Origin of the sequence: Paraburkholderia franconis (assembly GCF_009362735.1) — a bacterium.
Lineage (GTDB): Bacteria > Pseudomonadota > Gammaproteobacteria > Burkholderiales > Burkholderiaceae > Paraburkholderia > Paraburkholderia franconis.
In genome coordinates this window covers 1-17,360 of record NZ_WHNP01000054.1, presented here as the reverse complement: position 1 = coordinate 17,360, position 17,360 = coordinate 1, and the positions used below count along the sequence as shown (strand labels likewise).

The following is a 17,360-nucleotide window of genomic DNA, read 5'->3' as shown; positions in this document are numbered from 1 at the left end:
TTAGCCCGGCAAGAAAAAAAACATGAGAGCAAGGGCGAAATAAACGACCAGGAGTTGCGTGCCCTTCAGCCAGTCGGAGCGCCCGTCGCTCGCCATTTGAGCCGTGACCAGCACGGACAGAACAACGATCAGGACAAGGTCTGGACGAAAGGCCAGATCCATCGGGGACGGTCCGAGAAAGAGGCTCGTGAGCACCAGGACAGGCGCGACAAATAGCGCCACTTGCACGCTCGATCCAATCGCGATAGAGAACGACAGATCCATACGATTACCTAATGCTGCTGTAATGGCCGTTGAATGCTCAGCTGCATTTCCCAGTATGGAGCGACCACAAAGGCACCGACGAAGACGTCGCTGAGGCCGAATTCGTGCACCATGGGTTCGATTGAACCGACCATGATCTCACTCATCCACGCAGTCCCCACAGTGGCTGCCGCCAATCCCGCCAAGGCACGTCCTACGGAGACGTGCGCCTTCTTCTCCTCCTGTTCGGGAGCGCCGCTCGCGGGGGCGTTCGAACTTCGGAATAGCTCCGGATGAGTGATCAGTGAGAACATCAGATAGAGCCCGTAGACGAGAAGGAGCACGACGGAAATCGAGATGCTGAGCCGGTGCAGCATCGCTGTCGTGCCCTCTACAGATTCGAAGGCGGCAGGAAGAATAAGCGCGATGGCCGCGAGCACGAGCATCGTCGCCTGGGAGCGCGCGCCGAGCGGATTGAATTGTTGCTCAGGATAGCGTATTCCTCCGGCCAGCATCGCCCCGCCGAACACGAGCAGCATATTCCCTACAACCGAACCGACAATGGATGCTTCGACTACCTGATGGAGCCCGGCATGCAATGCGACGAGTGCGATGATAAGTTCGGCCGCGTTGCCAAAAGTCGCATTGAGAAGTCCCCCGACCCCCTCGCCCATATGTTCGGCCAGTAGCTCGGTGGCATGTCCCATCCACCCGGCAAGAGGCAGGATGGCCAGAGAGGAGGCAATGAAAATGAGCAGATGATGATTGGAAGCGAGTACTTCTAGGGCAATCGCTATCGGAACAAAGATAAGAAGCAAACTCATTAGCATGGATTGTCTCCTTCGTCCTGGGGCCTCCACGCGCTGGTGTGCCGGGTAGAGGTCATGGCGCGACGATGGGAATCGAGCGCCATGCGTGCCAGTGCGGTCGCAAACCATAGATACCCAGACACCCGGCTAGTCGCGACTTTCTCACTCTAGTGCGGCAATCCATGCTTTGCCACTAATGGACCAAAGTCCAACTCTACAAAGAAGCATGGAATACGTCGGCTTTGGGCTGGGTCACGTACATCTGTTTTGGAGAATGCGGCAGGCAACTTCGGGTCGTTTTGAGTCGGTCGGCAACCGCCGGTACGGCAGCGACCGGGATCGGCCATGAAGCAAGGGGCGCCGTGCCGTTCCCCGGGGCCGACGTGCTCTCTAGAGCGGACCATCGTAGATCAGACCCGGACAGCATTGGCCTGCGTAATGTATATACTCAGGATGCGCAGACACATTCGTTGATTCGTCCGATTGCGATTATCCGCGAGCCCGCCGGCTCGATGTAATCAGGCAAGGACAACAAGGAGCGCCGCCTAAAATGTCAAACGAACGCGAACCCTTGCTTGACCCGATCGACAGAGTGAGTGAGATCGTTTTTGGTGTGTTGATGGCACTCTCGTTCACAGGCGCCCTCAGCGTTGCGACCGCCGGTCACCAGGAAGTCCGGACAATGATGTTCACCGCGCTCGGCTGCAACCTCGCCTGGGGGCTCGTGGATGCCGTCATGTACCTCGTACGCACGGCAACCGAGCGACGCAGGAAGAATACATTGCTTGCGCAGCTTCGATCGACACACGATAAGCCTGAAACGCACCGCCTGATTACAGATGCGCTCCCGCAACTCTTCGCAGCCATCGTCCAGCCCGTAGTGCTTGATTCACTGCATCAGGGGCTGCTTACAGTAAGCGCGCCACCTGTCCGACTGGGCGGGAGGGATTATGCTGCTGCGTTCGGCATATTCTCTCTCGTCGTGCTGGCAACCTTCCCGGTTGTGATTCCATTCATCTTCATCACGGAAATAGAGCTGGCATTGCGTGTCTCGAACATGCTGGCAATTGTCACGCTGTTCATCGGCGGTTTTGCGCTCGGTCGCTACACGCGCGGAAGATCATGGGCGACCGGTCTCGCAATGTCCGGAATTGGCGTCGCGCTGCTTGCGATCATCATCGCTTTAGGAGGCTGATTTTCTGGACCTTACGGATTGATCCGGCCCGTGCTCAAGCCTGTTCACGTCTCCACCTGCCCGCGGGTCGTCAGTGCCGTTTCCGAAAGATCCACTTCCCGCATCAGCTTGCTCAACGTCTCGTCATTGATCTCCTGCGCGTTGTGCAATGCCAGTAGCGCAGCGCGCTCCGCGTGCATCGCCGCGAGGTTAATCTGAAATTCCAGTGCTTCTGCCCGACGCGCTCCGTCAGCGAGATTCCCTTCGCTGGTGAGCGTGTCGAGTCGCCGGCGGTAGACATCCATCACGCGTGCAGTCGCATCCCCAGCGCAGACTGCGGGCGCTATCGACGCGATTGCGCGTCACCGGTGACGATCGGCGTGCAACGTTTCCATCTCTGACTACCCAGTAATCTCTTTGCGTCAGGAGCAGTGCGTGCTCAGCGCTCACGAATTCGCGACATTGATGCTGGTGAAAGACTCGGCCGATCAGATTGCCGACCGGAAAGAGCTAAAGACGTTGCTTGAACGGCAGCTTGTCGCAATTGAGCGGCTCGCGGGCGGCGCGGTGCGCCCTCGTGTCACGCACGACGGAGACTCGCTGCTCCGCAGCTTTGCGCGCATTCATCGACCAGCCCGATGATATGGAGCGCCGAGTGTCCTTGTCGTCGGGTCAGGTGTCAGGGTTGCTTACGTAGCGTACCCTGTGACATGTACAGCCAGGCGCTCGACCAGTCCGTTGGGGCAGTCGTTCGCGACCGTCGGGATCTTGACGTCGCGCCTATCCCCCATCGCACGCGCAAGCATGAGAGAGCCCGGCGTAAGCCGGGCTAAACACACGCCGGTTAGCGGCCCGCGCGACAGATCGCCATCCGGCGCGAACCAGCGCCGATGCCGCGGCACGGGAACCGCGCCGCATTATTGCGTGCGGATGTTTGCACGGCAGCGCGTGCGGTTCAAGCGCCGCCGCCGAAATGACCAGAAACTTTTCCGGATGTCGCGAAGGCTTGTCACGCTGTCTCAAAGCCGGCCCTTCGCGCTCACCGTACCGGGGGGCGGGAGATTCTCAACGCATCATCGCGATCCACTCGTGCCAGTCCTTTCCATGCGCCATTTGCGTGATCATCGTGTGTCCCTCCGGGCAAGCGCAGAAGCGGGGCCAGCAAGCGCCTTGCACGACAAGATTCAGGAAATCGCTTTCGGTGACCGTCGTGGCGAGCGGTTGTGCCGCGTCGACGATGAAGAGTTCGCCGGGCCGCGTGCTCACGCCCGCACGTGTATTCCGGCTGCCGCAAGTTCCGTCGAGGTAAAACTGGAGCACGTAGTGATCCTGACTGTCGCGGCCGATTTTCGACTTCGATCGATCGTAGTGCTGGGCGCCAGTATGGACCATGCCGATGGCCATATCGCCGAACAGATAGGCGCTGACACTGCAGCGGAATCCGGCGTCGGTCGGCGCGCTGGTGCGGGTGTCGAAGATGACGCTGATGGCTTCGCGCCACGCGTCGAATTGCCGGCTGGGCGGTGTGAGGGCGGTGTCGAAACGGGAGTACGGGAGCTTGCTTGTTGCAAACGGGTTTCTCATCTCGCTACTCGGCTCGCTACGGGATCAGTTGGCTCGAAGGGCACCTGCACGTCCGGTTATCTGTCTATCGGCAGGGCGCAGGCAAACCTTGGGGCTCAGTTGCGCCAACAAGATGTCCAGTGGCCGGACCGGACGCGGTGTGCGCCGCTAAAGGACGGCGCTTTCCGGCGGGTGCCGAGACAGGCCTCGAGCAAGCCCCGCTGCGCGAGCGTCGCCAACGGGCCGAAGCCGTCCACACGGCCAGGCAGCCGAAAACAAATACGCTGGTGTGCACATATGGCAGTCGTTGCGCACGCCGCTGGCGGCTCAAAAACGCGAAAATCAGAACCATTCCGAGGAGAAATTCATGGGCAGCACTCAGCACCCAACAGCCAGAGGCGCATCGGCTCAAGGCTTGATCCAACGGTTGCTTTCCTGGCTTGGTTTCACTGTGCTTATGTTTCCGGGTCTGGCGCTCGGGATGGACTTCAGGATCTACTACCAACCACAACTTGAGCTAAGGATGGTTATCGGGGAAGGGAGGATTCAGGACGGTGATGCAGAGAAGTTTCTCGCAGTCGCCAAAATGGCTGACCGAGATGACGAAGGACTCGTTGCCCTTGTTTTAAGTAGCCCAGGAGGAAATGTTGAAGCCGCGTTTCGGGTTGTCGATGCAATGGACAGAGTCCGCGTCTATACAACGGTTCCAGATAATGCCAAATGTGCGTCCGCTTGCGCTTCAATCCTGTTCGCTTCAGGGGAACGCCGAAGCGTTGTTGGTACCGGGCTGCTCGGTTTTCACAGTTGCTACCGACGCGATGGGCGAACCTACGCTGAGGACTCGCTTTGCAACGAAATAATCGCGGCAAACGCAATGCAAAGGGGCGTAAGCCACGAAGGCATCAATCGTTTCGTTAAACAATATGGCGCACAAGAGATGGCATGGGTCGGACGTGACGTTGCTTGCAAGTCGCTGCAAGGGCTATGCAAGCCGGGGCTGCTGGAAACTCAAGACAAGACGAAGGCTGCGTTGATGCATAGTTTTGATTGCAGCAAGCTCATATCTGTTCAAGCGCAGCTGATTTGCGGCGACGCGGAACTTGCCCGTGTCGACCAGACATTGGCAGAAATCTATCATCAAAAGCTGAAGGTAGCGGCTAACAAGACGCGATTGCGAGCGGATCAACGAGCATGGCTTCGCAATTCGCGCAACGTGTGTGGCGATAAGGTTTGTCTGCTACGAAGCTATCGTCTCCGCATCGATGAACTAAAGCGGAGGCGGTCGTAATGATGTGCCGATCGGATCGCTGACGCGGCCCCCTTGTCTTCGATTAGCTCCCCGGATCGAGCGTGCTTGTACGTACGCCGCCGTGGCGAAAATCGGTATCGCACGCCGGGACGGGGTTGAAAGACACAACTGCGTAACCGGCAAGGTCAGGTGGACCGACACCGATTTCTCGCCGCGTGCCGACCGCATTGCGCCGTCCTAGAATTAAATAACTTGGGCGCGGGGGCGACATGAAACACGGATTGGTACTCGGGCTGCTGAGCAGTGCGCTGCTGGTCGGTTGCATGTCCGCCGGGGTCGAAGTGAGGCCTGAACAGATGGCGACCTTCAGGCGTGGCGTGACGACGATTCAGGAAGTGACGGCCACGCTCGGCCCGGCATCAGTGCAGACCGCGCTCGACGATGGTTCGATGCTGCTCGTTTACACGTATGTGACGTCGAGGCCGCACCCTGAAAACTACATCCCGATTATCGGGTCGCTGGTCGGTGGTGCCGACACGCACACGTCGGCGGCGGTGTTCCTGTTCGATGCGCGCGGCGTCCTCAAGAGCGCGAACACCACCACCTCGAACGTCGGAACGGGCCTGAGCACCGAACTGCAGCACAGAGCCCCGGCGCCAATTGTAGAAGCGCCCGTCGCGGGCAACAGCAATCCTCCGGCCGCCGCGCAGAGCGTCGAGCCACCCGCCGTGGCCAAGGGCATTTCGCCGCCCACCGCCGAGAGCGTCGAGCCACCCGTCGTGGCCAAGGGCATTTCGCCGGCCACCGCCGAGAGCGTCGAGCCACTTCCGAAAGAAGAGGGCCAGCCAGCACCGGAAAACAGCGTCGAACCGCCACCTGAACATGGCATCCAGCCGGCTGAGAGCATGTAGCGTCGAACCTCAGCGGTCCAACGGACGCGCGCTGAGCGTTCCGTCGTCATGCCGAGCGTCTGGTGGCAGTGGTGGCTTTCTATGCCCCTTACTCCCTCCTCAACTGAAAAAGCAAGTCTCATGAGGCAGCGCGAAGCCGTCGTACACGCTCATATCGAAGCGAGGCCGTTAATCGTTCCCGCGTAGAAAGGTCATTCATGGTCGCGGCAAGCCCAGGGACCGTGCTTCCCACACGACTCCCTGGTTGACGGATGTTCCAGACGCTACAGTTCATCCCGTTGATAGCAGGGGCGCCCACACTCGCGACTGTCGCGTATCGATTATTTCCAGTCGGGCACCTGTAACGTCAAACCATGCTGCCCCTTGTAAGCCGCCACAGGTGGCTGCGACCATCCGGCGAGCAATTGCGGCGCGACGCGATAAACGTCGACGCCAAGCGGCCGACACACTTCGAGCGGATCACGCGCATCGGGGCCCCACATCGGCAACGAAAGATCGCCCCCCGGACATGTTGACAAGGCGCACAGCAAATCGATCTCCGCGAACAACTCCAGATAATCACCCTTTTTTGCGGGACATGCTTTCATGAAGTATTTGTCCTCGAGATTCAAACCGGTGCACTGGAATACGTTCAGCACATCGTGGACGTCGTACTCTGTCAGGCCATACGGCGCGATGGCGCGCGTCAGGTTCGAATGGCAATGGAAATGGAAATCTTCCCCTGTCAGCATGCGATTCACGTATGGATCGCAACGCGTGCCAAGCAGATCGTGCACGCGTCCCCCGTGCTCGTCGGTACCATAATTCGCGAGGCTGTCGTCGGTGATCGTCACCATCGGGCGCAGGAACGGCAGCGTCGACCACAACCGGTCGAACGTGCTCACATGAGCCGCCTGAAGCTGACGCGTGCGCGACGCCCACATCCGTTCGCGCGGATTGTGCTGGTTCCAGATATTGAGGTCCGCAACCTGCGGTCCTTCGATCGTCACAATGCGGAACACGTGGCCAGCGGGCACGGTCCACGCCCGGCCCGAGCGGATCGGAACGACGATCGACTCGACCAGCTCGCGACTATCCTGTTCGGTCGCGATGCGTCGATAGAAATCCTTGTCGACATCGAGCGCGGAACCTGTTGTCGATTGATACGCGGCAGGGTAATTCAACATGAGGTCGCTCCTTGAAAAAGCGGTGTATGTGCGCAGACTGGCACGGCATGGCTTATGGCAACTGGTCGATGTGATGACTCATCCTACTACCCGTCCATGCGCATGTCCGTCGGAGTGGCTTGCGATGCGCGGCACGCCGCCACGGCGCACGGTCGCAATCCCGGACATGGCACGTTTTCCATGCCCACGCCGTGTCTGATCACGGGGTGCGGCTGCCGTCTGGACCACTTGCATGCGAAGTTGTATGTTTTGAATCGGGAGCCGTCGAATCCGCCTGCGTTCCCCGCAGGCACGGCACGCTCTCTCATCGCAATGCGGGGCCCGGAAAATGATGGCACGCACGCGGATTTTCTCGTTGCTCGCGCTCTGCATCGCCGCGACTTGTCTGGTAGCTGGCGCAGCGCTGCTGGTCGAATTGCTGATCGTCAGCCGGGCGGTGAGCGACTTCAGTCTGGACGAGATGCGTGAACAGGCGCGCATCGCACATGACGGACGAATTACGCTCGACGAGCGCCTCAATCCCGCCTATCTGAAACGCTACGATCTGGACCCGGGCCAATACACGGACAGTCAGGGCCGCGTTTCGCCGACAGGCGCCGACTGGCAGCGATGGCGGCTTCGGACCAAAGCGGCCGCGACGGTAATGTGGCTCGGCCACGACCCGCCCGGCACGTGGTGGATGCTGCTGCAGATCAAATGCATCGATCGCTTCCCCGAAGCACACGCCGCCAGCGAGCCGATCGTCGACGTCGCTGACGCGTGCCTGGGTGAGCCGCACTGACCGGCGCGATGCTCAGCGGCAGACCTCGGGTCCGTCATCGTCGCGCGAAACCGGCGCGCGCCTCGCCTGTCACGCCGCCGCTGACGCACTGCCGCCGAGATACGCGGTGCGTACCCGGCTGTCCTGCGCCAGTTCCCGCGACGCACCCGACAGCGCCACGCTGCCGCTTTCGAGCACATAGGCGCGGTGCGCGATGCGAAGAGCCTGCCTCACGTTCTGCTCGACCAGGAGCACCGAAGTGCCTTCGGTGCAAATGTCGGCGATCATGCCGAAGATCGCGCGCACCAGTTTTGGCGCGAGTCCCATCGAGGGTTCGTCGAGCAACACCAGTTTCGGCTTGAGCATCAACGCGCGCGCGATAGCGACCATCTGCTGTTCGCCGCCGCTGAGCGTGCCCGCCAACTGGCTGCGACGCTCGCGAAGCCTCGGGAATGTCTCGTAGAGTCCGGCGATCCGGCGTTCGAGCGCAACCGCGTCGCGTCGCAACAGGTAGCCGCCAAGCCGCAGATTCTCTTCGACTGTCAATGCCCCGAACATCCGCCGTCCTTCCGGCACGTGCCCAATGCCGAGCGCGACGATCTGATGAGCCTGCAGCCCCGTCAGCGGCCGTCCGGCGAGCGCGATCCGTCCGGCGCGCGAGCGGACCAGACCTGAGATGGTTCTGAGCGTCGTGGTCTTGCCGGCGCCATTGGCGCCGAGCAACGCAACGATTTCGCCTGGCTGGACATCGAGCGAGATGCCATGCAGCGCCTCGATGTTGCCGTAGCTCACGCGCAGATCGCGAACCTCTAGGAGTTCCACAACGACTTCTCCCCGTTGACGGCATCGTCGGCCACGTCGTCTTCTTCGGCCGTGCCCAGATAGGCGTCGATCACCCGTTGATCGCTCTGGACCTGCGCCGGCGGCCCTTCAGCGATGATCACGCCGTGATCCATCACGATGATCCGGTCCGACACCCCCATCACCAGCGTCATGTCGTGTTCGATCAGCAATACCGTGATGCCGAGCCCGCGGATGCGCCGGATCAGGTCCATCAACGCGTGCTTTTCGGTCGGATTCATTCCGGCCGCGGGCTCGTCGAGCAACAGAAGGCGCGGATTGCTGGCGAGCGCGCGTGCAATTTCGAGCCGCCGCTGATCGCCGTAGGGCAAATCGGCCGCGTACTCGCTCGCCCGCCCGGCAAGCCCGACCATCGCGAGCCAGCGCATGCCCTGCGCCTCGTGTTCGGCCGCTTCGGCATGTGCGGACGGCGTGCCCACCAGTTCGGCGACAAGCGGCGTGTGCAGCCGGTGGTCCATGCCCGTCAGCACGTTCTCGAATGCGCTCATGTGTCCAAAGAGGCGAATGCCCTGGAACGTGCGCGCGATACCGCGATGCACATTGCGGTGCGGCGCGCCCCCGCCGAGCAGAGACCCGCACCAGAAGATGCGTCCCGCGCTCGCGCGGATCACGCCCGTCAGGCAGTTGAAAACCGTCGTCTTGCCTGCACCGTTCGGTCCGATCAGCGCGAGAATCTCGCCGCTCCGAACGACGAAGCCGATTCCGCCGATGGCCAGCACGCCGCCGAAACGGCACACCAGATCCCGAACCTCCAGCAGTGTTTCGCCCTCCCCGGCCCCGGCCACGGGTGCGGGCGGAGGCGGCACGCCGGCCAGGTCCGGGCGCGGCATCGCGCGTTTCGTGCGGACGGGCCACAAGCCCTGCGGCCGCAGCAACATCAGGATCACGAGCGCGACGGCGAATCCGAAGATGCGCCAGAGGTTCAGAAAGCGCAGCAATTCCGGCACGCCCGCGACGATGACCGCGCCAAGAATCACCCCGGGAATGCTGCCGCGCCCGCCGAGCACGACGATGATGAGAATCGTCACGGACTGCAGATAGGTGAAGCCGGTAGGATCGATGGTGCCGAAGCGCGCGGCGAACAGGCTCCCCCCTATCCCGCCGATCAGCGCGCCCATCACGTACGCGAGCAGCTTGACACGCAATGTCGGCACGCCGACCGCCTCGGCTGCCGCTTCGTCCTCGCGAATGCTGGTCCATGCGCGTCCGAGCCGCGACTGGCCTAGCCGGATCGCAAACACCAGCACGACGATGAAGAACGCCATGCCCAGCTCGTAGACGGCGTGCGGCGAGCTGATTTCATAGCCGAACAGATTCGGGCTCTCGATGCCGTAGATGCCGTTCGGCCCGCCCGTGATCTCCAGATTGGTCGCGACGATGCGGGTGATCTCACCGAAGCCGAGCGTGACGATCGCCAGATAGTCGCTGCGCAGGCGCAGTGTCGGGTAGCCGATCACGATCCCTGACACGCCGGCAATCGCGAGACTGAACGGCAGTGTCTCCCAGAACGAGAAATGCAGCAGCGTTTCGAGCAGTGCCGTCGTATAGGCGCCGATCGCGAAGAATGCCGCATAGCCGAGATCCAGCAGCCCCGCATAGCCGACGACAATGTTCAGCCCGAGGCCGAGGATCGAGTACGTGATGATCGTAAGCGCGACGTTCACGACATAGCCGCTCGCGAACGCGGGCAGCGCGACAGCGGCCGCCAGCAGGCCGATGACGGCAAGCACAGGCCAACGCGGCGGGAAAGCCAGTGCGCGCATGGGCTACATCCTTTCGACGACGCGTTCGCCGAAGAGACCCGTCGGCTTGATCACGAGCACGGCGATCAGCACGCCGAACACGAAGACATCCGTCCACTGTGAGGACACGTAGCCGGCACCGAATGCCTCGAGCAGCCCGATCAGGAAGCCGCCCGCCATCGCGCCCGGAATGTTGCCGATTCCGCCCAGAACCGCCGCGGTAAACGCGCGCAGGCCGAGCACGAAGCCCATGAAAAAGTTGATCTGCGTGTAAAAGAGACCCTCCATCACGCCCGCGACGGCAGCTAGCACCGATCCGATGAAGAAGGTGAGCTGGATCAGCCGTTCGACATCGATGCCCATCAGGCGCGCCGCATCCTGATCGATGGCGAGCGCGCGCATCGCGGTGCCGAGGAAAGTGTGGTGAACAAAAGAATAGAGGCCCAGCATCAGCGCGAAGCTGGTGACGATGATACCGATCTGCGCAAACGTGATCTGCACTTCATGCAGATTCAGCCCCGCCTGGGTGAGCAGGTGCGGATAAGTCCTGAAGCCCGCGCCATATGTCAGCAGGACGGCGTTTTCGAGCACTAGCGAGATGCCCAGTGCGGTAATCAGGATCGACAGACGCGGTGCGCGCAGCAACGGCTGATAGGCGACGCGCGCGATGACGACGCCGAGCACCCCCGTCACCACCATCGACGCCACGAAAGCAGCGGCCAGCGCGAGCGCGAGCGGCAGGTGCGCGCTCGCGAGCGTCGCGAGGCTCGTCCATCCGACGAACGCGCCGACCATGAACAGGTCGCCATGCGCAAAATTGATCAGCCGGATGATGCCGTAGACCATCGTGTATCCGAGGGCCACGAGCGCATAGAACGAGCCGATTGTCAGCCCTTCGACGACGAACTGGAAAAAGGTGCTCATGGCCGCAACGGATACGCCGCCGTGCCTACTTCATTGCCACCCATTTGCCCGCCGCGTCCTGTCGCTGATAAGCCGCGAACTGGTCGTTGCGCACGATGATCGTGATATAGACCGCGAGGCTGCGGTCGCCTTTCGGATTGAACCCGATCGTCCCCGTCATGCCCGGATAGTCCTTGACCTTGTGGAGCGCCGCGATGATCGCCGCCGGACTCGTCGATTTCGCATCGGCAATCGCCTTTGCCGTGACGCCGACCGCATCGTATTCGTAGACGGAATACGGTCCCGGGCCCTGGCCGTAAGCCTTGGTGTAGTCGTCGACGTAGCCGTGGGCGCCCGACAGGAATTGCGCCAGCGGAGAGGTGGTGATGATCATGCCGTCGGCCGCCGGGCCAGCCGTTTTCATCAGCGTCGGGTCGTTGGTGGCATCGCCGCCCATGAGGGTCATCTTCAGGCCCAGTTGCCGCGCCTCCTTGACGATCAGTCCTGCTTCGGAGAAGTAGCCGGTGTAGTAGATGACGTCAGGCTTTAGCGACGCGACCTTGGTGAGCGTCGGCGAGTAGTCCATCTGGCCCGGCGTAATAGAGTCTGCGTATACGACGTCGACGCCACCTTTCTTGAGCGCGTCGACCGTGTTCTGAGCGAGGCCCTTCGAATAGGTTGTGTTGTCATCGATGACGGCGGCGCGCTTCGCGTGGAGCGAATTCTTGATGAAGCTGGCCGCGAACGGGCCCTGTTGATCGTCGCGACCAATGGTGCGGAACACGTTGTCGTAGCCCATTTCGGTGAGCTTCGGATTGGTCGACGCATCCAGTACATAGGGAATGCCGGCCCGATGGAACGTCGTCAGCTCGGGAAGCGCAGCGCTGGAGCAGTACCCGCCAGCCACCGCGACCACGCCCGCGTCGACCAGTTTCTGCGCAGCCTGCACAGCCGTTTGCGCGTCACAGGCGTCGTCCTCCGGCACCAGTTCGATCTGCTTGCCGAGCACGCCGCCTGCCGCGTTGATTTTTGCGGCAGCCAGCTTGGCGCCGTTGACGATGTCGGTGCCGGCATTGGCGCTGCTGCCCGAAAGCGGCACGGGCACGCCGATCTTGATGGTCTGGCTCTGCGCCGCCTGTGGGACGAGCGCCGAGAATGTCGCGAGTCCGACAACCGCAGCGCTGAGGGATTGCCGCAGAATGCGAGCGGCGTCGGGCAGGCCATTGTTATGAATATTCATGTTCGTGGCTCCTGACTGTGAGTCCGACCGGACCATCCCGCGAGGCGGGTAAGCCAGCGGTCAATTAGCGGAACGTAATGGATCGTTACGTGCAGTGTGGCGCGAGCCTGTTGTGCAGATTTCGCGCAGTGCGGGCACAAGAATGCCTCCTCCATGATAGAACTCGAAGAACGCCTGACCGTTATAGGGTATGCGCGTATAAATCCCCCGCAAAAGCGGCGACCGACTAATATTTTGTCAATGACAGCAGGGGGCGCGCATGACGAGCATCGTGCTTGGCGCCGGCATCGCAGGTGTCACCACGGCGTATTACCTTGCGATGGACGGTCGCGCCGTCACCGTGCTCGATCGCCGCCCAGGTGTTGCGCTCGAAACCAGTTTTGCGAATGCCGGGCTCGTCGCGCCGGGGCATTCGTACACCTGGGCTTCGCCGCGCGCACCGAAGATCCTGCTGAAATCGCTGTTCGTCGAAGGACAGGCGCTTCGCCTGCGCCTGAACGCCGATCCCCACATGTGGGCCTGGTGCGCGCTGTTCCTGCGCAACTGCACCGCGACGCGGTCGCGCGAAAACACCACGCGAAAGGTAAGGCTGTGCCGATATGCACAAGATCAGCTGCAGCAGGTGACCGCAAGGGAGCAACTGCAGTACGACGGGATCCGCCGTGGCCTGCTGTATCTCTATCGTGACGCCGCGTCGTTCGAACGCGGCCGCGCCAACATGTCGATCCTCGTCGACAATGGCCTGCCGCTCGAAACGCTGGACGCCGCGCAAGCCGTCGCGCGCGAGCCGGCGCTCGAGCACGCGCGCGACACGATTGCCGGCGCGATTTACTGCCCGAGTGACGAGAGCGGCGATGCGTATCAGTTCACCCGCGAACTGCAGAAAGTCTGCGAGCGGCTTGGCGTGCGTTTCATGTTCGACACCACGATCAGCCGCATCGAAACGGCGGGCGATGCAATAACGGGGGTCCGCACGCCAGCGGGACTGGTCGCCGGGGACGACTACGTGCTTGCGCTCGGCTCGTATTCGCCGATTCTCGCGCGCCCGCTCGGTTACAGGCTGGCCATCTATCCCGTCAAGGGCTACTCGGCAACCTTTCCGGCCGGACGGGAACACCGCCCCCCGCAGATCGGTGGCGTGGATGAAAACCATCTCGTGGCGTGGGCGCGTTTCGGCGCTCGGCTGCGCTTTACCGCAACGGCCGAATTTGCAGGCTATGACACACGCCACACGCCCTCTGACTTCGCGCCGATACTGCACGCGGCGCGCGAGCTGTTTCCCGACGGCGCGGACTACACGAAGCCGAGCTATTGGGCCGGGCTGCGTCCGATGACGCCTGAAGGCACCCCGCTGATCGGCCGGACGCGCCACCGCAATCTGTTTCTGAACACGGGCCACGGTCACATGGGATGGACAATGTCTTGCGGCACCGCAAAACTGCTCGCCGACATCATGGCGGGACGCACACCCGAGCTGAGCCTGACAGGGATGATGATCAAATGAGCACGACCTCACTGCAGCACGACGCCTACACGAAGCTTGATTTCGCGCTCGACGACGGAATCGCGAGTCGCGCGGCGATCGGCCTCATCGTGCTGGCAACCGACCACACGATCGAACACGAATGGCGCCGACTGCTCCGGCAGGATGGCGTCGCCTTCTATGAAAGCCGCTTGCAGAACTCGCCGGATATCACACCGGCCCGGCTAGCGGAAATCGAGTCACGCATCGCGCCCGCGGTCGAATTGCTCCTGCCAGGCGAGCGGCTCGACGTCGTGGCGTTCGGCTGCACGTCAGCATCCATGGTGATCGGCGAGGAGCCCGTGTTTGCCCGCATACGCGAGGCGCGTCCCGGCATCGCCTGCACGACGCCGATCACGGCTGCCGTTGCAGCGCTTGCCGCGCTAAGGGTGCAACGTGTCGCATTGCTGACGCCGTATATCCGGTCCATCAACGACTTCATGCGCGACTACATCGAAGCACGCGGGATCGCCGTGACCCGCATCGCGTCGTTCGAGCACGCAGACGATAACGAGGTTGCCCGCATCGATGCCCCTTCGCTTCGCGCGGCGATTGAACAGCTGGCGCGCCATGCCGATGCGGACGCGGTGTTCGTCTCCTGCACGAGCCTGCGTGTCGCTGCGTTGATTCCAGAACTGGAGGCGCCGACAGGCAAGCCCGTGATATCGAGCAACTTCGCGATGGCCTGGCACGCGTTACGGCTTGCTGGCGTATGCGATAGCGAGCCGCAACTCGGGCAGTTATTTTCGCTGTAGCAATGGGCCGATAAATTTAGCGGGCTCGTAGCGGACGAACAGCCGCGATGACGGACAAGTGAGTAGTCACCGTTTCGACATTGATTCGGACGACACGATTTTGTCGGCGGAGACGAACGCCCGCGCATGCGGCTCGCGCTCTTCGGGATGCCGCGACCTGTCAGTGAGCTGTCCGATGCGACCAACGGCACTGTCGACGGCGCGCTTGTCCGAACCGTCACCCCGCCCCCAAATCATCTGTTCATCGCAGGTCGGCGTAGTCTTGCGCGGAGGTTACCACTCACGCTCGATGCGTTCCCTCTCTGCAAACCGTACTCAGGTTTCCTGACGATATTGAGTTGGCGCGCTCCTTCCGGAAGCTCTCTGCATCCGAACGTCCCTGGGCGCTGCCCCCGGGGGAAGCCGCGCCCGAGTATCGCCGAGGCACCGCGCGCGATCGAAGCGCTCGACTCGTTCACGTATCCCATCCGCCTTCTCTTGCCGCGAGCGGAGACGACGCATAATGTTTAGATGCTGGCCGTTGGCAACGGAATTATGCACTGCACAAACTGCGGATTCGGATCTCGGCAGGGTCTCGCGGTACACGTGTCCCGACTGTCACGGTGTCCTGGTGCAGATCGAGGAAGGGTCGATCATCAGGTTCAGATGTCACACCGGGCACGCTTTCTCGTCGATGACGCATATCGCCATCCTTGAAGTCCGTTTTTGCTTCAAGCGAGTGATCGGGATGCGGGACGAAAGGAGACTTTCGAGGACCGAGACACGCTGGTGCGGACCTCGCGTGATCCATTCGCGGCGCGCTTCGCTGACCTACCGATGCGATAGCCGGTCCGCAACAATGCTTGCTGTTCATAATGCAGATGAACCAAAGGAGCGTCACATGGCTGAACAGCACAAACCCCGCGAGAAGGTTCAGACGTCCGGCATCTACAAGGTGGTGAAAGAAGGTGCCGGCGGCTCCGTTTTCAAAATGACGTGCGTCGAAGGCGAGCATTTTCCGCCCACGCGCGGCGGTAAGAGTGGACAAGTACTATGAGAAAGCCGCCTGGAACACGGTCAGTACTTCCCGCTCTGGTGCTTTTGCTCGCCGGCTGTGCCGTCGGCGGCGTGCCGTATACCGGGCCGCACCTCACGCCAACAGAGTGCCGCGACCTGGCAGCGCTCAGGACCAACGCGCCCCCTACGATGGCGCAACACCACAGCGAACTCGCTGCCCTGAGGAAAGCGGGCTACGACCCATCACCGTGGTATGACGATCCGTACTACCCGGAAGATCTACAAGCGGCACAACGCCTGGTCGACTATTGGTTCCAGACGGAGTGCCAGCACCCTCAACCCGGCTGAGAAGCCAAGGTGAATACGAACAGCTCCCGGCTCACCACGTACCAGCCGTGTGTCGCGTCGCGGCAGTGCTCCCTTGAAGGACGGTCTCATCAATTCCGTTTTTCCGGTCTCGCAAAAGTGCTTCCGGTCTCAAGAATTCGGTTTTCTGCATCACCTGCAGGGACACTGACTTGTTGAGATAGGCCATCCAGACGAAAGGGGACGCATTGCCTTTGATAATGAGTCGTCTTTGAGCGCTATAAATCACCATGACTACGCCGACCGGTTTGCCGTGATCTGCGGCGAAAAGGTCAAGCCGATCCGTTGATTTTTGCGGAAAAGATTGCCTTTTGCGGAAATCGGCAAGGCGAAAAAGAAGGAAGACGCTTCGAAAAATCGCTGAAACCCTTGTGGCGGAAGGCAGCCGGAGTCGAACCGACCGAGGAGTGGCTGACACCCCTCACTGGGTTTGAAGCCCAGCCGCACCACCAGATACGAATGCCTTCCGTGTCCAACTTTTGACCAGCCGTGCAACGAAAACAAATCAACACAACGCGCCCGGCTTTGTGCAACCGATTATAGCGGTCACTCACCGTCAGCCCGTTGCGCCTGCAACCGACCATCGGCGTCACACAGCCGCTTCGCACGCCAACGCTTCATGCAATTGTGAATCCCCCCTCAGCCAGTGAACGTCACGCTGAAAGCGTGTGTACCCGACGCGGTCGAAGAACTCGAGAATCTGAATCGCGCGCTTGCGTCCCAAACCCGTCGCGTCGCGAAACACCGACGCGCCCAGCGCGCCGCCGCCATCCCCGGCGATAGCGGCAACGAGCCGCGCCAGTTCATGCACGACCTCGCGGTGATAGAACAGATCGCGCACGATCTGATACACGTCGCCCTGCCGCGCGAGCTTGCGCAGCACCTGGCGCACCGCGTCTTCGTCGCGCGCTGTCGTCTTCGCGAGATCGCGCACCCACGGCGGATCGTATCGGCCCTGCGCAATCAGCGGCAGCAGCGCACTCGCGAGAACCTGCTCGCGCGCATCGAGCGAAACCGTATGCGCCGGCAGATGCAACCACGGCCCGCTTCTCGCGACTGCGCCCTCGTCGACGAGCGAATCGATCAACGCGCGCCACACA

General features: G+C 61.6%; 19 protein-coding genes and 1 tRNA gene. 9 read left to right on the top strand and 11 right to left on the bottom strand.

What is annotated here, in order from left to right:
• Entirely contained in the window at positions 1-264 is a 264-nt protein-coding gene (locus tag GCT13_RS49810) for a hypothetical protein (protein ID WP_265335321.1), read from the bottom strand.
• Positions 265-272: 8 nt separating this feature from the next.
• Positions 273-1,073 (bottom strand): calcium/proton exchanger, encoded by an 801-nt coding sequence (cax, locus tag GCT13_RS35190; RefSeq protein ID WP_227747176.1) that lies wholly within the window; start codon positions 1,071-1,073, stop codon positions 273-275.
• Between the two features lie 529 nt (positions 1,074-1,602).
• On the opposite strand from cax, the gene GCT13_RS35185 reads away from it, so the two are divergent.
• On the top strand, positions 1,603-2,247 hold the full coding sequence (locus GCT13_RS35185) for a VIT1/CCC1 transporter family protein (protein ID WP_152766260.1): 645 nt from the start codon (positions 1,603-1,605) through the stop codon (positions 2,245-2,247).
• A 44-nt stretch (positions 2,248-2,291) separates the two neighbouring features.
• Here the strand turns inward: GCT13_RS35185 and GCT13_RS35180 are convergent, their stop codons facing one another.
• On the bottom strand, positions 2,292-2,534 hold the full coding sequence (locus GCT13_RS35180; RefSeq protein ID WP_193727837.1) for a hypothetical protein: 243 nt from the start codon (positions 2,532-2,534) through the stop codon (positions 2,292-2,294).
• Between the two features lie 127 nt (positions 2,535-2,661).
• On the opposite strand from GCT13_RS35180, the gene GCT13_RS48685 reads away from it, so the two are divergent.
• Entirely contained in the window at positions 2,662-2,868 is a 207-nt protein-coding gene (locus tag GCT13_RS48685; RefSeq protein WP_321574826.1) for a hypothetical protein, read from the top strand.
• A 423-nt stretch (positions 2,869-3,291) separates the two neighbouring features.
• Here the strand turns inward: GCT13_RS48685 and GCT13_RS35175 are convergent, their stop codons facing one another.
• Positions 3,292-3,810: an AraC-like ligand-binding domain-containing protein gene (locus tag GCT13_RS35175; RefSeq protein ID WP_227747175.1), complete on the bottom strand. Its 519-nt coding sequence runs from the start codon at positions 3,808-3,810 to the stop codon at positions 3,292-3,294.
• A 346-nt stretch (positions 3,811-4,156) separates the two neighbouring features.
• Here GCT13_RS35175 and GCT13_RS35170 point away from each other — a divergent pair, with 346 nt between their 5' ends.
• Together GCT13_RS35170 and GCT13_RS35165 are read left to right on the top strand one after the other, a co-directional pair.
• A complete protein-coding gene (locus tag GCT13_RS35170; protein WP_152766258.1) occupies positions 4,157-5,077 on the top strand; it encodes a lysozyme inhibitor LprI family protein in 921 nt (306 codons plus the stop codon).
• 230 nt (positions 5,078-5,307) lie between these two features.
• Positions 5,308-5,949: a hypothetical protein gene (locus tag GCT13_RS35165; RefSeq protein WP_152766255.1), complete on the top strand. Its 642-nt coding sequence runs from the start codon at positions 5,308-5,310 to the stop codon at positions 5,947-5,949.
• 320 nt (positions 5,950-6,269) lie between these two features.
• Here the strand turns inward: GCT13_RS35165 and GCT13_RS35160 are convergent, their stop codons facing one another.
• Positions 6,270-7,115, bottom strand: coding sequence for an urea carboxylase-associated family protein (locus GCT13_RS35160; protein ID WP_152766253.1), 846 nt, complete (start codon positions 7,113-7,115; stop codon positions 6,270-6,272).
• A 328-nt stretch (positions 7,116-7,443) separates the two neighbouring features.
• Between GCT13_RS35160 and GCT13_RS35155 the strand changes: the two genes are divergently transcribed.
• Entirely contained in the window at positions 7,444-7,896 is a 453-nt protein-coding gene (locus GCT13_RS35155) for a hypothetical protein (protein ID WP_152766251.1), read from the top strand.
• A gap of 69 nt (positions 7,897-7,965) precedes the next feature.
• On the opposite strand, the gene GCT13_RS35150 is transcribed toward GCT13_RS35155, so the two are convergent.
• Genes GCT13_RS35150 through GCT13_RS35135 form a run of 4 tightly spaced genes read right to left on the bottom strand, consistent with a single transcriptional unit; the run spans position 7,966 to position 12,621 of the window.
• Positions 7,966-8,697, bottom strand: coding sequence for an ABC transporter ATP-binding protein (locus GCT13_RS35150; RefSeq protein ID WP_321574825.1), 732 nt, complete (start codon positions 8,695-8,697; stop codon positions 7,966-7,968).
• Positions 8,685-10,499, bottom strand: coding sequence for a branched-chain amino acid ABC transporter ATP-binding protein/permease (locus tag GCT13_RS35145; RefSeq protein WP_152766249.1), 1,815 nt, complete (start codon positions 10,497-10,499; stop codon positions 8,685-8,687). The genes GCT13_RS35150 and GCT13_RS35145 overlap by 13 nt, the downstream gene beginning before the upstream one ends.
• Positions 10,500-10,502: 3 nt before the next feature.
• Positions 10,503-11,402 (bottom strand): branched-chain amino acid ABC transporter permease, encoded by a 900-nt coding sequence (locus GCT13_RS35140; RefSeq protein ID WP_152766247.1) that lies wholly within the window; start codon positions 11,400-11,402, stop codon positions 10,503-10,505.
• Between the two features lie 25 nt (positions 11,403-11,427).
• Positions 11,428-12,621, bottom strand: a complete 1,194-nt coding sequence (locus tag GCT13_RS35135) for a branched-chain amino acid ABC transporter substrate-binding protein (RefSeq protein WP_152766245.1) — start codon at positions 12,619-12,621, stop codon at positions 11,428-11,430.
• Positions 12,622-12,880: 259 nt separating this feature from the next.
• Between GCT13_RS35135 and GCT13_RS35130 the strand changes: the two genes are divergently transcribed.
• The 4 genes from GCT13_RS35130 to GCT13_RS35110 all read left to right on the top strand — a co-directional run bounded on the left by GCT13_RS35130 (position 12,881) and on the right by GCT13_RS35110 (position 16,242).
• Positions 12,881-14,125, top strand: coding sequence for a D-amino acid dehydrogenase (locus GCT13_RS35130; RefSeq protein WP_152766243.1), 1,245 nt, complete (start codon positions 12,881-12,883; stop codon positions 14,123-14,125).
• Positions 14,122-14,898, top strand: coding sequence for a maleate cis-trans isomerase family protein (locus tag GCT13_RS35125; RefSeq protein WP_152766240.1), 777 nt, complete (start codon positions 14,122-14,124; stop codon positions 14,896-14,898). The genes GCT13_RS35130 and GCT13_RS35125 overlap by 4 nt, the downstream gene beginning before the upstream one ends.
• Before the next feature lie 880 nt (positions 14,899-15,778).
• Positions 15,779-15,934: a hypothetical protein gene (locus GCT13_RS48680; RefSeq protein ID WP_193727835.1), complete on the top strand. Its 156-nt coding sequence runs from the start codon at positions 15,779-15,781 to the stop codon at positions 15,932-15,934.
• A complete protein-coding gene (locus tag GCT13_RS35110) occupies positions 15,931-16,242 on the top strand; it encodes a DUF4148 domain-containing protein (protein WP_152766236.1) in 312 nt (103 codons plus the stop codon). Before GCT13_RS48680 ends, GCT13_RS35110 begins: the two co-directional genes overlap by 4 nt.
• A gap of 390 nt (positions 16,243-16,632) precedes the next feature.
• Here the strand turns inward: GCT13_RS35110 and GCT13_RS35105 are convergent.
• Positions 16,633-16,728 (bottom strand) — tRNA-Sec (locus tag GCT13_RS35105).
• A gap of 121 nt (positions 16,729-16,849) precedes the next feature.
• Positions 16,850-17,360 (bottom strand): SelB domain-containing protein (locus GCT13_RS35100; RefSeq protein WP_193727834.1); only part of this gene is annotated, 511 nt, incomplete at its 5' end.

What these genes read in the sequence shown, in the direction of transcription:
- GCT13_RS35165 (WP_152766255.1), top strand. Translation starts at nt 5,308, where the DNA reads ATGAAACACGGATTGGTACTCGGGCTGCTGAGCAGTGCGCTGCTGGTC.
- cax (WP_227747176.1), bottom strand. Translation starts at nt 1,073, where the DNA reads ATGCTAATGAGTTTGCTTCTTATCTTTGTTCCGATAGCGATTGCCCTA.
- GCT13_RS35110 (WP_152766236.1), top strand. Translation starts at nt 15,931, where the DNA reads ATGAGAAAGCCGCCTGGAACACGGTCAGTACTTCCCGCTCTGGTGCTT.
- GCT13_RS35145 (WP_152766249.1), bottom strand. Translation starts at nt 10,499, where the DNA reads ATGCGCGCACTGGCTTTCCCGCCGCGTTGGCCTGTGCTTGCCGTCATC.
- GCT13_RS35175 (WP_227747175.1), bottom strand. Translation starts at nt 3,810, where the DNA reads ATGAGAAACCCGTTTGCAACAAGCAAGCTCCCGTACTCCCGTTTCGAC.
- GCT13_RS35155 (WP_152766251.1), top strand. Translation starts at nt 7,444, where the DNA reads ATGATGGCACGCACGCGGATTTTCTCGTTGCTCGCGCTCTGCATCGCC.
- GCT13_RS49810 (WP_265335321.1), bottom strand. Translation starts at nt 264, where the DNA reads ATGGATCTGTCGTTCTCTATCGCGATTGGATCGAGCGTGCAAGTGGCG.
- GCT13_RS35140 (WP_152766247.1), bottom strand. Translation starts at nt 11,402, where the DNA reads ATGAGCACCTTTTTCCAGTTCGTCGTCGAAGGGCTGACAATCGGCTCG.
- GCT13_RS35185 (WP_152766260.1), top strand. Translation starts at nt 1,603, where the DNA reads ATGTCAAACGAACGCGAACCCTTGCTTGACCCGATCGACAGAGTGAGT.
- GCT13_RS35170 (WP_152766258.1), top strand. Translation starts at nt 4,157, where the DNA reads ATGGGCAGCACTCAGCACCCAACAGCCAGAGGCGCATCGGCTCAAGGC.
- GCT13_RS35135 (WP_152766245.1), bottom strand. Translation starts at nt 12,621, where the DNA reads ATGAATATTCATAACAATGGCCTGCCCGACGCCGCTCGCATTCTGCGG.
- GCT13_RS35160 (WP_152766253.1), bottom strand. Translation starts at nt 7,115, where the DNA reads ATGTTGAATTACCCTGCCGCGTATCAATCGACAACAGGTTCCGCGCTC.
- GCT13_RS48680 (WP_193727835.1), top strand. Translation starts at nt 15,779, where the DNA reads ATGGCTGAACAGCACAAACCCCGCGAGAAGGTTCAGACGTCCGGCATC.
- GCT13_RS35125 (WP_152766240.1), top strand. Translation starts at nt 14,122, where the DNA reads ATGAGCACGACCTCACTGCAGCACGACGCCTACACGAAGCTTGATTTC.
- GCT13_RS35130 (WP_152766243.1), top strand. Translation starts at nt 12,881, where the DNA reads ATGACGAGCATCGTGCTTGGCGCCGGCATCGCAGGTGTCACCACGGCG.